The 12581-nt window shown below is 68.9% G+C and carries 12 protein-coding genes; 8 read left to right on the forward strand and 4 right to left on the reverse strand.

Translation table 11 applies throughout. From position 1 onward, the window contains the following. Window positions 1-94: 94 nt before the first annotated feature. The 3 genes from leuC (at window position 95) to NA8_RS12855 (ending at window position 2968) form a co-directional block, all read left to right on the forward strand. Window positions 95-1516 carry a 3-isopropylmalate dehydratase large subunit gene (gene leuC, locus NA8_RS12845; protein ID WP_063050625.1) on the forward strand — a complete coding sequence of 474 codons (1422 nt, stop codon included), beginning with the start codon at window positions 95-97 and terminating at the stop codon, window positions 1514-1516. Between the two features lie 39 nt (window positions 1517-1555). After that, on the forward strand, window positions 1556-2164 hold the full coding sequence (gene leuD, locus NA8_RS12850; protein WP_040868414.1) for a 3-isopropylmalate dehydratase small subunit: 609 nt from the start codon (window positions 1556-1558) through the stop codon (window positions 2162-2164). 156 nt (window positions 2165-2320) lie between these two features. After that, window positions 2321-2968: an HU family DNA-binding protein gene (locus tag NA8_RS12855; protein ID WP_063050626.1), complete on the forward strand. Its 648-nt coding sequence runs from the start codon at window positions 2321-2323 to the stop codon at window positions 2966-2968. A 193-nt stretch (window positions 2969-3161) separates the two neighbouring features. On the opposite strand, the gene NA8_RS12860 is transcribed toward NA8_RS12855, so the two are convergent. From NA8_RS12860 to cofC, 3 genes are all read right to left on the reverse strand, one after another. Then, window positions 3162-4070, reverse strand: coding sequence for an NUDIX hydrolase (locus tag NA8_RS12860; RefSeq protein WP_245663801.1), 909 nt, complete (start codon window positions 4068-4070; stop codon window positions 3162-3164). A gap of 50 nt (window positions 4071-4120) precedes the next feature. Beyond that, a complete protein-coding gene (locus tag NA8_RS12865; protein ID WP_063050627.1) occupies window positions 4121-6292 on the reverse strand; it encodes an RNA degradosome polyphosphate kinase in 2172 nt (723 codons plus the stop codon). A gap of 71 nt (window positions 6293-6363) precedes the next feature. Further along, a complete protein-coding gene (gene cofC, locus NA8_RS12870; RefSeq protein ID WP_063050628.1) occupies window positions 6364-7047 on the reverse strand; it encodes a 2-phospho-L-lactate guanylyltransferase in 684 nt (227 codons plus the stop codon). Window positions 7048-7078: 31 nt separating this feature from the next. Here cofC and NA8_RS12875 point away from each other — a divergent pair, with 31 nt between their 5' ends. Together NA8_RS12875 and NA8_RS12880 are read left to right on the forward strand one after the other, a co-directional pair. Next, entirely contained in the window at window positions 7079-8074 is a 996-nt protein-coding gene (locus NA8_RS12875; protein WP_063050629.1) for an NAD(P)H-dependent glycerol-3-phosphate dehydrogenase, read from the forward strand. An 88-nt stretch (window positions 8075-8162) separates the two neighbouring features. Next, window positions 8163-9266: a D-alanine--D-alanine ligase family protein gene (locus tag NA8_RS12880; RefSeq protein ID WP_063050630.1), complete on the forward strand. Its 1104-nt coding sequence runs from the start codon at window positions 8163-8165 to the stop codon at window positions 9264-9266. 139 nt (window positions 9267-9405) lie between these two features. Here NA8_RS12880 and NA8_RS35910 read toward each other — a convergent pair whose 3' ends face one another. After that, entirely contained in the window at window positions 9406-9918 is a 513-nt protein-coding gene (locus tag NA8_RS35910; RefSeq protein WP_084466767.1) for a DUF3515 domain-containing protein, read from the reverse strand. 491 nt (window positions 9919-10409) lie between these two features. Between NA8_RS35910 and thiL the strand changes: the two genes are divergently transcribed. Genes thiL through NA8_RS12900 form a run of 3 tightly spaced genes read left to right on the forward strand, consistent with a single transcriptional unit; the run spans window position 10410 to window position 12563 of the window. Further along, window positions 10410-11576, forward strand: a complete 1167-nt coding sequence (thiL, locus tag NA8_RS12890; protein ID WP_063050632.1) for a thiamine-phosphate kinase — start codon at window positions 10410-10412, stop codon at window positions 11574-11576. 11 nt (window positions 11577-11587) lie between these two features. Next, window positions 11588-12271: a uracil-DNA glycosylase gene (locus NA8_RS12895; protein WP_063050633.1), complete on the forward strand. Its 684-nt coding sequence runs from the start codon at window positions 11588-11590 to the stop codon at window positions 12269-12271. A gap of 52 nt (window positions 12272-12323) precedes the next feature. Next, window positions 12324-12563 (forward strand): hypothetical protein, encoded by a 240-nt coding sequence (locus tag NA8_RS12900; protein ID WP_040868399.1) that lies wholly within the window; start codon window positions 12324-12326, stop codon window positions 12561-12563. The last annotated feature ends 18 nt before the right edge of the window (window positions 12564-12581 follow it).

The raw sequence follows: 12581 nt of genomic DNA on the forward strand, positions 1-12581 counted from the left end.
TTCGGACCAGGCGTAGCTATCCCAACTTGTGCAACCGTCGCCGCGTCGGAGTCCAGATCGCGGAACGGCTGCTTCGTCCGAAAGGTGATCGACAATGGCCGAACCGCGCACGCTGGCCGAGAAGGTATGGGACCAGCATGTCGTCGCTCGCGGAGAGGGGGAGGGTGCCTCGCGCGAACCGGACCTGATCTACATCGACCTGCATCTCGTCCACGAGGTGACCAGTCCGCAGGCCTTCGACGGGCTGCGCGCCGCGGGCAGGCCGGTGCGGCGGCCGGATCTCACGATCGCGACCGAGGACCACAACGTCCCGACGATCGATATAGACAAGCCGATCGCCGACCCGGTTTCGCGCACCCAGGTGGAGACGCTGCGGCGTAACTGCGCGGAATTCGGTGTGCGGCTGCACCCGATGGGTGACCTGGATCAGGGCATCGTGCACGTGGTCGGGCCGCAGCTGGGCCTGACCCAGCCGGGCATGACCGTGGTCTGCGGCGACAGCCACACCTCGACGCACGGCGCGTTCGGGGCGCTGGCGATGGGCATCGGTACCTCCGAGGTCGAGCATGTGCTTGCCACCCAGACCCTCTCGCTGCGCCCGTTCAAGACGATGGCGATCACGGTGGACGGCGTCATGCCGCCCGGCGTGACGAGCAAGGACCTGATCCTGGCCGTCATCGCGAAGATCGGCACCGGCGGCGGCCAGGGTTACGTTCTGGAGTACCGCGGCGAGGCGATCCGGGCCATGTCGATGGAGGCCCGAATGACGATCTGCAACATGTCCATCGAGGCGGGCGCGCGGGCCGGCATGATCGCGCCGGACGAAACGACCTACGAATTCCTCGAAGGACGGCCACACGCCCCGCAGGGAGCCGATTGGGACGCGGCGGTGGCCGCCTGGGAGGCACTGAAGACCGACGAGGGCGCCGTTTTCGACGCCGAGGTGCACATCGACGCCACCGAGCTGACCCCGTTCGTCACCTGGGGCACCAACCCGGGCCAGGGCGCACCGCTGGGCGAGGCGGTGCCCGACCCCACCGCCTTCGCCGACGAGGTGGCCCGCGAGTCCGCGGAGAAGGCTCTGCGTTACATGGACTTGGAGCCGGGTACTCCGCTTCGACAAGTACCGATCGACACCGTATTCGTCGGTTCGTGCACCAACGGACGCATTGAGGATTTGCGTGCGGTGGCCGGGATTTTGAAGGGGCGTCATGTCGCCGATGGCGTGCGAATGCTGGTTGTACCGGGGTCGATGCGGGTTCGCGCACAGGCGGAAAAAGAAGGACTCGGCGAGATTTTCACCGCGGCGGGCGCCGAATGGCGGCAGGCGGGCTGCTCAATGTGCCTGGGAATGAATCCGGACCAGCTCGAGCCCGGCCAGCGTTGCGCGTCCACCTCGAACCGCAACTTCGAGGGCAGGCAGGGCAAAGGCGGCCGTACGCACCTCGTTTCTCCCCTCGTAGCGGCCGCGACAGCGGTCCGCGGAACACTGTCGTCGCCTGCGGATCTGGACTGACCGGCCCCGATTCCCTCGAACAAACCCAGGAGATTCGTAATGGAAGCCTTCACCGTGCACAAGGGCATCGGAGTGCCGCTGCGCCGATCCAATGTCGATACCGATCAGATCATCCCGGCGGTCTACCTCAAGCGGGTCACGCGGACCGGATTCGAAGACGGCTTGTTCGCCGCATGGCGGTCGGATCCCGACTTCATTCTGAACATCGCGCCTTACAACAGCGGTAGTGTGCTGGTGGCGGGTCCGGATTTCGGTACCGGGTCGTCTCGTGAGCACGCTGTTTGGGCGCTGGCGGACTACGGCTTTCGGGTGGTCATCTCATCCCGGTTCGCCGACATCTTCCGCGGCAATGCGGGCAAGGGCGGTGTGCTCGCCGCTCAGATGTCACAGAACGATGTCGAAATGCTCTGGAAGTTGCTCGAGGAACAGCCCGGCTTGGAATTGGTTGTGGATCTCGGGGCGCGCACGGTGACGGCTGGAACCGTCGTGTTGCCGTTCGATATTGATGACTACACCAGGTGGCGTCTGCTGGAAGGATTGGATGACATCGGGCTGACGCTGCGCCAGGAGGACGCGATCACCCGGTTCGAAAAGGCAAGGCCAACATGGAAACCCACTACCCTCCCAGCACATATTTCGCAGACGTAATCACCCCGGTCGGTTAGCTGGGCAGCCGGAGTTACGGTAGCTGGACGTGTGCTAAACCACATGAATTTTGGCGTGGCACATAGACTCTTGCCCAAAGTGGGTTTACCGTGGTACCTAGTCGGTCCGACGACGGGCCATTAGTCTGCGGAGGATTCAATGAACAAGGCGGAACTGATCGACGTTCTGACCGAAAAGTTGGGTACGGACAGGCGCACGGCCACCGCGGCAGTCGAGCATGTGGTCGACACCATCGTGCGCGCGGTGCACAAGGGTCAGAGCGTCACTATCACCGGTTTCGGTGTGTTCGAACAGCGTAAGCGCGCGGCTCGCGTCGCGCGGAACCCGCGTACCGGCGAAACCGTCAAGGTCAAGCCCACTTCGGTGCCCGCGTTCCGCCCCGGCGCACAGTTCAAGGCGGTGATCGCGGGTAAGCAGAAACTGGCCGCGACCGGGCCCGCCGTGAAGCGCGGGGTGAATGCGCCGGTGGCCGCGAAGAAGGCGGCGGCCAAGAAGACGGCGGCGAAGAAGACCGCCGCCAAGAAGTCGACGCCGACCAAGGCTCCGGCCAAGAGCACGGCCCGCAAGGCCGCCGCCAAGGCCCCGGCGAAGACCACCGCGCGCAAGACGACCGCTACCAAGACCGCCGCGAAGAAGGCGCCCGCGAAGAAGGCCGCGGTCGCGAAGAAGGCTCCGGCCAAGAAGACGGCCACCAAGGCCACGGCGGCCAAGAAGACCACCGCCGCCAAGAAGACCCCAGCGAAGAAGACCGCGGCCAAGAAGGCCTCGGCTCGTGGAACCCGCTGATCTCGAGCCACCGCCGGATCGGCGCTGAATGCGCGGCCCCACCACCGGGCCCATTCGCCTCAACGTCGAGACGGCCCCGGGAGACACCCGGGGCCGTTTTCGGCTGTCCGCCTACCGTGGCCTCATCCTCGCGGCGCCGTCGTCGTCATCGGCGCCCGCCGACCCGCGCGGTGACGGGGAAGTTGCCGTCGTATCAGGACCCCGCGTCGTAGGCTGACAGCGATCGATCCAGATGGTCGGCGGCCACCAAGCGGTGGCCGACGAACGACAGCACCCACACACTGCCCTTGCGATTGCGCGCCGATGGCAGCGCGATCCCGTCGCGTTCGGCCAACCAGCCCAGCAGATCCGGGATCACCTTGCCCTGACTGCAGACGACGCGAACGGCCTTGTCCGACACCAGGGCTCGAAGACATTCCCGGGCCTCGTCCGGGTGTTCGGCGTACCCGGCCTCGGAAAACACTGGCTCCTCGATGATTTCGGCACCGAGCTTCTCCGCCAGCGGAGCCACGGTTTGCACACAGCGCAGGGGAGGAGCCGAATAGACCTGAGATGCGCCGAATGCCAGCAGATTCGGCGTGAGCGCCCGTGCCTGCGTCTCACCCTCGCGGTCGAGCGGACGCTGCTCGTCGGGACCGTTGTAGCGGTCCCTGCGGCCGGCTTTGGCATGCCGGACCAGAAGCAGGGTGTCGGTGCGTGCGGGCAGTCGGGTGAAGGCGCGCACCACCTGCCGATCCATCGGATACGACAACTGGTCCATCACCCGATCCAGCGGGTGCCAGCTGAGCACGTCCACCTCGGAGTTGGCGGTGAACTCCCCGCCCGCCTGCTCGGCTGCCCAGTAGTCGACCCGCTTGAGCTTGCGATGGCCCGGAATCGGATAGGTCACGTGGCCGAGGTAGCGGCCGAGCCTGCACTCCAGCCCGGTCTCCTCGCGGACCTCCCGAACCGCGGCCAGCACCGGGGTCTCACCCGGATCGAGCTTGCCCTTCGGCAGCGACCAATCCTCGTACTTGGGGCGGTGGACGAGCGCGATCTCGATCGTTCCCGCCGACGATTCACGCCACAGCACCGCACCGGCGGCGTAGATATTGGCAGTCACCCGGGGATCCCAGATCGGGCCCCCCTCATGCTCGAACCCCGTTTTGGCGTTCACTGCTGTTCTGGCCTCCGCAGCCGCATCAAGAACTCCTGATGATCTCTGATCTTGTCCCCGTCGCCGGACGCCCCCGGCGAGGCCCGCCAGGTGCCGTCCGGCTGCAGCACCCAGCAGCGCGTGGTCGGCGACAGGGCGGAATCGAACACCCCGTGCAGTTGCTCGGTCAACCGCGGATCCTTCACCTGCGCCATCACCTCGACCCGGCGATCCAGGTTGCGGTGCATCATGTCGGCGCTGCCGATCCAGTACTCGTCCTGCGCCTGGAAGTGCAGCACGCGGGAATGCTCCAAGAACCGGCCGAGGATGGAGCGGACTTCGATGTTCTCGCTCATACCGGCCACGCCGGGGCGCAGACCGCAGATGCCGCGCACCACGATCCGCACCGGCACGCCCGCCTGCGAGGCCCGGTACAGCGCGTCGATGATCTCCTCGTCGACGATCGCGTTGGCCTTGAGCAGGATCCGGGCGTCCTCGCCCTGACCGGCCAGTTCGGTCTCGCGCTGGATGCGCTCGATGATGCCGGAGCGCACGCCGTGCGGCGCGACGAGCAGATTGCGGTAATTCTCTTTCCGCGAGTAACCGGTCAGCGAATTGAACAGGTCGGTCAGGTCGGCGCCGATTTCCGGTGCCGCGGTGAGCAATCCGACGTCCTCGTAGAGGCGTGCGGTCTTCGGGTTGTAATTGCCGGTCCCGATGTGGCAGTAGCGGCGGATGGTCGCGCCCTCGCGGCGCACCACCAGGCAGGTCTTGCAGTGGGTCTTCAGGCCGATCAGGCCGTACACCACGTGCACGCCGGCCTGTTCCAGCGCGCGGGCCCATTTGATGTTGGCCTGCTCGTCGAAGCGCGCCTTGATCTCCACCAGGGCTACCACCTGCTTGCCCGCCTCGGCCGCGTCGATGAGCGCGTTGACGATCGGGGAGTCGCCGGAGGTGCGGTAGAGGGTCTGCTTGATGGCCAGCACCTGCGGGTCGGCGGCGGCCTGTTCGATGAAGCGCTGCACGCTCGTGGAGAACGAGTCGTACGGATGGTGCACGAGCACGTCGCCCTCGCGCAGCGCGGCGAAGACGTTGCGTGGCGTCTCGCGCTCGCCGAACGCGGGCGGTGTCGCGGGGACGTACGGCGTGTCCTTCAGATTCGGCCGGTCCACGCCGTACACCTGCCAGAGGCAGGACAGGTCGAGCAGGCCGGGCACCTCGATGACATCGCCGGGGTCCACGTCCAACTCCCGCAGGAGCAGGTCGAGCATGTGCTCGGTCATGTCGTCGGACACCTCGAGTCGCACCGGCGAACCGAACCGCCGCCGGGCCAGCTCGCGCTCCAGCGCCTGCAGCAGGTCCTCGTCGCGATCCTCGTCGACCTCGAAGTCGGCGTTGCGGGTGATCCGGAACGAGTGGTGCTCGACCACCTCCATCCCGGGGAACAGCAGCTCCAGGTGCGCGGCGATGAGCGCTTCCATCGGCAGGAAAGCGGCGATCGGGGAGCCGGATTCGGTGCGGCGCACGCGGACGAACCGGTCGACGTTGTCGGGCACCTTGACGCGGGCGAAGTGCTCGCCGCCGGTCGAGTAGTCCTTCACCGTCACCGCGAGGTTGAGACTGAGCCCGCTGATATAGGGGAAGGGATGCGCCGGGTCCACCGCGAGCGGGGTGAGGACGGGGAACACCTGATCCTGGAAGTAGCCCGAGAGGCGCTGGCGCTCGCCGTCGTCCAGGTCGCTCCAGTCGATGATCGCGATGCCCTCGGCCGTCAGCGCGGGCAGCACGCTGTCGAGGAAGACGCGGGCGTGCCGCACCGCGATCTCCTGCGTACGCGCGGCGATCAGTTCCAGCTGCTCGCCGGGAGACCGGCCGTCGGCCGAGCGCACCAGCAGACCGGTCTCGGCCCGGCGTTTCAGGCCCGCGACCCGCACCATGTAGAACTCGTCGAGATTCGACGCGAAGATCGCCAGGAACTTCGCACGCTCCAGCAACGGGAGCGACGCGTCCTCGGCGAGGGCGAGCACGCGGGCGTTGAAGTCCAGCCAGCTCAATTCACGATTGAGGTAGCGATCGCGTGGCAACCGCGCAGCCGACTCGTCGGCGGACAGGGGTGTCGCCGCCGGGGGTGGCGTGGGAAGCAACGGCTGCTGCTTGACGGTTTCCGTATCGCTCACGCCAACGATCATCCCCTACCGGAGAGCACCTGTGCATCCCGCGAGCGCGATCGCCGTGTGTCTCACACCACCATGGCGACCGGCTAGCACACGTGTGGAACGGGTTCGTGAACGCTGCCCGGCCAGCCGATGTCGCGCAGGACAGCACGGGTAGCGTTTCCGGCTCCGAGCGCCACCGCGCGGTCCAAGTCGGCGGCGGTGTCGACGTCCAGGCGCAGCCCCGGCCAATCCCCGGTGAGGTCGACCGCCCCCGCCTCGATATGGCTGCGGGCCGAACCGGGGCCGAAGCGGGGGTCCAGCGCGGCGGCCGGGTCGCGAACCACGAGCGCGGCGGTGCCGCTGCCCTCGTGGTCGACCACGATCGAGCGCAGTCCGCGGGGGGCGGCGGCGAGCATGTCCGACAGCTCTTCCGGGCGCAGCGCGGGCAGATCGGCTTGCAGCGCGAGCAGATCGATCGGCCCGTGCGCACCGCGCAACGCCGCGGCGGTGGCGGCCAGCGCGGTGTTCAGCCCGTCGGCGCGCGGTTCGCGCGGTTCCGGATGCACAGCGGCGCCCAGCGCGCGGGCCAGCTCCGCGACCTCGGGGTCCGGCGTGACCACGGTGACCGACACGACCTCCCCGACCGCCGCGGTGGCGGTCACGGTGTCGGCGAGCATGGCCAGCACCAAGCGTGCCCGGTGCTCCGGGCGCAGCCGGTCGGCCAGTCGGCTCTTGGCCTGATCGAGGCTCTTGACCGCGATCACGGCATGCACGGCGTGCGGGCGCATGCGAGCAATCCTTCCATGGCATATTGGGCTGATGACGAGGGTGGCAGTGCTGGGCGCGGGATCGTGGGGCACCGCGTTCGCGAAGGTGTTGGCGGACGCGGGAACCGAGGTCACGATCTGGGCCAGGCGCCCCGAGGTCGCCGCGGCGCTGGCCTCCGAACATCGCAATCCCGATTACCTGTCGGATATTCCGCTGCCGCCGATCGCGGCGACCCACGACCCGGCGGTGGCGCTGGAAGGAGCCGACATCGTCGTGCTGGCGGTGCCGTCGCAGTCGCTGCGCGCGAACCTCGCCGCGTGGAAGGGACTGATCGGGGCCGACGCCACCCTGCTCAGCCTGGCGAAAGGGATCGAGACCGGGACGCTACTGCGGATGAGCCAGGTGATCGAGGAGGTCACCGAGGCAGATCCGAGCCGGATCGCGGTGCTGTCCGGGCCGAATCTGGCGCGCGAGATCGCGGTGTGTCAGCCCGCCGCGACCGTGATCGCCTGCTCGGACAACGACCGCGCTGTCGCGGTGCAGCACGCCTGCGCGACCGGATACTTCCGGCCCTACACCAACACCGACGTGGTCGGCTGCGAGATCGGCGGCGCCTGCAAGAACGTCATCGCGCTGGCCTGCGGGATCGCGTCGGGAATGGGTCTGGGCGACAACTCGATCGCCAGCCTGATCACCCGCGGTCTGGCCGAGATCATCCGGCTCGGGGTGGCCCTCGGCGCGGAGCCGGTGACGCTGGCGGGCCTGGCCGGAGTCGGTGACCTGGTCGCCACCTGCACCTCCCCGCTGTCGCGCAACCGGTCGTTCGGTCATGTGCTCGGCGCGGGCGGGTCCATGGAGGCCGCGCAATCGGCTACTCATGGCCAAGTCGCCGAGGGTGTGAAGTCCTGCACATCGGTGCGCGCGCTGGCCGAGCGGCAGGGGGTCGAGATGCCGCTGACCACCGCCGTGGATCAGGTCTGCCATGAAGGGCTCTCCGTGCGCGAAGCGGTCGACAACCTGCTCGGGCGGCGGATGAAGCCGGAGTGATTCCGGCTCCGGCCCGCGTGGACGGAGGCCGGAGTGTCCCGGACGGTCAGCGGTGGGAGCGCGCACCGAAACGGGTACGGTTCGGAGCATGACGAACCGGATCAGGGTGGCAGTGGTCTTCGGCGGGCGCAGCAACGAGCACGCCGTGTCCTGCGTGTCGGCCGGTAGCGTGTTGCGTCATCTGGATCCGGTGAAGTACGAGGCCGTGCCGATCGGCATCACCACCGAGGGCCGTTGGGTGCTCGGCGGTGCGGAGGTGGCCGCGCTCGGCATCCACGATCGCGCCCTGCCGTCGGTGGACGCCGCAGGCACGGCACTGACCCTGGCCGCGGACCCGAGCCGCTCGGGGGCGCTGATCGCGCTCGACGATCCGAGCGCCGCGCTCGGCGCGGTCGACGTGGTCTTCCCCATCCTGCACGGACCGTTCGGTGAGGACGGCACTTTGCAAGGGATGCTGGAACTCGCCGGAGTTCCTTACGTCGGCCCCGGTGTGCTGGCCAGCGCTGCGGGCATGGACAAGGAGTTCACCAAGAAACTGCTCGCGGCCGAGGGACTGCCGGTCGGCACCCAGGTGGTGCTGCGGCCCGGCACCGCGACGGTCGCCGAGGAGGACCGGCTGCGCCTCGGCCTACCGGTGTTCGTCAAGCCCGCCCGCGGCGGTTCGTCGATCGGCATCACCCGGGTCGGCGACTGGAAAGACCTGGATGCCGCCATCGCGGCGGCGCGCGCGCACGACCCGAAGGTGATCGTCGAAGCGGGCATCGTCGGACGCGAAGTGGAGTGCGGGGTCCTGGAATTCCCGGACGGCCGGGTCGCGGCGAGCGTGGTCGCGGAGATCCGGATGCCGGAGACCGGCACCATCGCCGACGCTCCGGCCTTCTACGACTTCGACACCAAGTACCTCGACGACGTCTGCGAATTCGATGTCCCCGCCAAGCTGGACGACGAGGTCTCCGACCAGATCCGGGAACTGGCCGTGCGTGCCTTCCGAGCCCTCGACTGCCAGGGTCTGGCGCGAGTCGATTTCTTCGTCACCGAGCAGGGCCCGGTGATCAACGAGATCAACACGATGCCGGGATTCACCGCCATCTCCATGTACCCGCGCATGTGGGAGGCTACCGGCGTCGACTTCGCCGCACTGATCTCCTCGCTCATCGACACCGCGCTCGCCCGCGGCACCGGCTTGCGTTGAGCCCGCTCCCCTCGGAACTCGGTCCCACTCTGGTTCGCGTTCGGTTCTGATCGCTTGTCGGCTGTGCCGCGGTGTGTGCGCCACGAGACGAGTGGCCCGCCCGAGCCTTCGCGGACGGATCGGCGCACGCTGCTCGCGGTCAGTTGGGCAGCGGTCCAGGGTCGATGGGCTGGGCGGGGAGGTGGGCGGTGATGGTGTCGGAGACGTCTTGCAGCGGCGTGGGGCCGGAGCCGTCGGGGACGGTGAGAGCGACGTAGGTCCCCCGGTCGACGGCGAACCAGGTGCTCGCCGCGGCGGCCTGGTCGCGGACCTCGAACCACTGCACGCCGTTGACGATCTGCAACGGCGAGGCACGGTTGAATTCCAGGGGGCGATCCAACCCGCAGCGCAGGACGATGGCGTCGCCGCCTTCGGTGCGCTGCCAGGCGCGGGTGGCGGGCGGGGCGGGCTCGACCAGGGTCGATTTGGTGAACTCACCCAGGTTCGCTGGCAGGGCGGGCAGCAGCTCGGCGCAGGCCGGTCCCTCCGCCGCCGGGGCCGGGACGGGGCCGAGCACCAGCGGTTCACGCTCGACGGGCGCGCGGCGCGCGAGCACGGCGGCCACGATCACGGCGACGACCAGCACCACCGGAAGCGCCACGGCGGTGGCGATGAGCGCGGGCGAGTACTGGTGTGCGGGGGACGACGCGGGCGGGTTGTCCGGTTCGCCCGCTGCTGCGGAGTCTTCGGCGTCGCTCTCGCCTGGTGCTGCGGAATTTCCGAGGTCGCTCTCGTCTGCTGGGGCTGGCGAGTCCTCGGCGCCGCTGTCGCCGGTGCCGTTGTCCGGTGTCGCGGCGTCGGAGGGAAGGACGTCGGAGGAAGCGGCGTCGGCGCTACCCACCGCATCGTCCGTGTGCTCGGACTTCCGGGATTCGGTAGCGGCTCGCGGGCGTTCGTCCCGCTGCTCCGCCGAATCGCGGTCCGGCGAATCCGCCGCCATGGTCACCGATCCTTTCTGGTGCGCGTCGCCCTGGTCGGCAGCCGCGCAGCGGTGGACCGGGCCGGAAGTACTCGAGTGCCTCCGAAAGGGTACCGTCGGGCTCGTTCCAGCAAGCACCGCGCCGGAGAGGATCGGTCATCAGCGCCAGCAAGGCCCCGAGGACAGTGCGTGAACTGGGGGAGTTCGCGCTGATCGACCGCATCAACGCGGGCCGGGTGCAGGCGCCGGGCGTGCTGCTCGGCCCCGGCGACGACGCGGCGCTGATCGCGGCTCCGGACGGCCGGTTCGTGGTGACCACCGACATGCTCGTGCAGGACCGGCATTTCCGGCTGGACTGGTCCAGCCCCGAGGACGTGGGCCGCAAAGCGATCGCGCAGAACGCCGCCGACGTGGTCGCCATGGGCGCCACGCCGACTGCGTTCGTCGTCGCGCTCGGCTGCCCCGCCGATACCCCGCTCGAGGTGGTCGACGGACTCGCCGACGGCATGTGGGCCGAGGCGGCCAGGGCGGGGGCGTCCATCGCGGGCGGAGACCTGGTCCGCAGCCGGGAACTGGTCGTCTCCGTCACCGCCTTCGGCGATCCGGGTGGCGGCGCGCCGATCACCAGAGCGGGTGCGCGCGTGGGGGATGTCGTCGCGGTGGCGGGCCGGCTCGGCTGGTCGGCCGCGGGCCTGGCCGCCTTCACCGCCGGGGTGACCGGCCCCGAGGTCGCCGAAGCGCTTGCCGCGCATCGGGTCCCGCAGCCGCCATACGCCGTCGTCCTGGACGCACTGCGCGGTGGTTGTCCCGAAGGATCGGAACTCGATGCGGCTGAGCCGTTTTCGGCTCGCACCGCATCCGGTGTGGCCGCCCGAGATACCGCGACTGTCTCGCTCGACGCCCGAGACACAGCATTGTCGTCCCGGCCCGCGCCGCTCGGTGCCGAACCGGAAACGCGCACTGCGTCCGGAGGTCCAGCGCCGGGAGCGCCCGGCCTCGGGCTGCACGCGCTGACCGACGTGTCCGACGGGTTGCTCGCGGATCTGGGGCACATCGCATCGGCCTCGGGCGTGGCCATCGACCTGGATTCGGCCGCCCTGCGCGACCCGGCGCTGGAGCCTGTCGCCGCTCGGCTGGACGCCGATGCGGCGCAATGGATCCTGACCGGCGGCGAAGACCATGCCTTCGCGGGCGCGTGGGCGCCGGGCCGCGCGCTTCCACCCGGATGGGTCGTGATCGGGCGAGTTGTGGCCGGTCGCGGGCTTACCGTCGACGGCGTCGCGCAGACGGGCCGCGGTGGGTGGGAATCGTTCCGTGGGGCGGAATCGCCGTTCGACGGCGAGCCACGCTAAGTTGTGCGGTCATGGGCGCGAAACCACTGTCGGAAATCATGGATCCGGGATGGGCGAAGGCACTCGAGCCGGTGGCGGATCGGATTTCCGCCATGGGCGAATTCCTTCGTGCCGAGAACGCCGCGGGCCGTGGCTACCTACCGTCCGGTGAGAACGTCCTGCGAGCCTTCCAGCGTCCGTTCGACGCGGTGCGCGTGCTCGTGGTCGGCCAGGATCCCTACCCGACGCCCGGCCACCCGATGGGGCTGAGTTTCTCCGTGGCGCCGGATGTTTCGCCGATCCCGCGCAGCCTGGCCAATATCTTCGCCGAATACAGCAAGGATCTCGGCCACCCCACGCCCTCCTGCGGCGATCTGAGCCCGTGGTCGGACCAGGGTGTGCTGATGCTGAACCGCGTGCTCACCGTGTCGCCGGGCAAGCCCGCTTCGCACCGGGGCAAGGGCTGGGAGGAGGTCACCGATCAGGCGATCCGCTCCCTGGTCGCCAGGGACGAGCCGTTGGTGGCGATCCTGTGGGGCCGCGACGCGGCGACGCTGAAGCCGCTGCTGGCCGAATCCGAGGTCCCGTACATCGAGTCCGCGCATCCGTCGCCGCTGTCGGCGTCTCGTGGGTTCTTCGGTTCCCGCCCCTTCTCGCGAGTGAACGAACTACTCGACGAACTGGGTGCCGAACCGGTTGACTGGCGCCTGCCCTGAATCGGGCGTCTGTGTGTGATCGACCGAGAGTTAACGAGTGAGGAGCTGTTCCATGCACAACACCACCGTTCGCGGCGCGCTGCGCGGCACCACCGCGACCTTGGCCTTCTGTGCCGCTTTGACCAGCGGCGCGGCCGTCGCGGGAGCGGCCCCCCTGCGGCTCGAGCCCGCCGCGGAGACCACGACGGCTCCGGTCGCCGAGGAATACACCTCCAGCGGCTCCTCCACCCTGTCCGCGTCGGTGAACGCCAAGATCGCGTGCCTGTTCTTCGTGGGCAATCTCGGCTGCTGAACCCTCGATTCGCCGGGT

It is taken from the genome of Nocardia arthritidis NBRC 100137 (genome assembly GCF_001612765.1).
In the GTDB taxonomy this organism is placed as follows: domain Bacteria; phylum Actinomycetota; class Actinomycetes; order Mycobacteriales; family Mycobacteriaceae; genus Nocardia; species Nocardia arthritidis.

Excerpts from the sequence above, each read along its gene's own strand:
- NA8_RS12875 (WP_063050629.1), top strand. The coding sequence starts at position 7,079 with ATGACGAGGGTGGCAGTGCTGGGCGCGGGATCGTGGGGCACCGCGTTC.
- NA8_RS12865 (WP_063050627.1), bottom strand. The coding sequence starts at position 6,292 with ATGATCGTTGGCGTGAGCGATACGGAAACCGTCAAGCAGCAGCCGTTG.
- leuD (WP_040868414.1), top strand. The coding sequence starts at position 1,556 with ATGGAAGCCTTCACCGTGCACAAGGGCATCGGAGTGCCGCTGCGCCGA.
- NA8_RS12895 (WP_063050633.1), top strand. The coding sequence starts at position 11,588 with ATGGGCGCGAAACCACTGTCGGAAATCATGGATCCGGGATGGGCGAAG.
- cofC (WP_063050628.1), bottom strand. The coding sequence starts at position 7,047 with ATGCGCCCGCACGCCGTGCATGCCGTGATCGCGGTCAAGAGCCTCGAT.
- NA8_RS12900 (WP_040868399.1), top strand. The coding sequence starts at position 12,324 with ATGCACAACACCACCGTTCGCGGCGCGCTGCGCGGCACCACCGCGACC.
- NA8_RS12855 (WP_063050626.1), top strand. The coding sequence starts at position 2,321 with ATGAACAAGGCGGAACTGATCGACGTTCTGACCGAAAAGTTGGGTACG.
- NA8_RS12880 (WP_063050630.1), top strand. The coding sequence starts at position 8,163 with ATGACGAACCGGATCAGGGTGGCAGTGGTCTTCGGCGGGCGCAGCAAC.
- leuC (WP_063050625.1), top strand. The coding sequence starts at position 95 with ATGGCCGAACCGCGCACGCTGGCCGAGAAGGTATGGGACCAGCATGTC.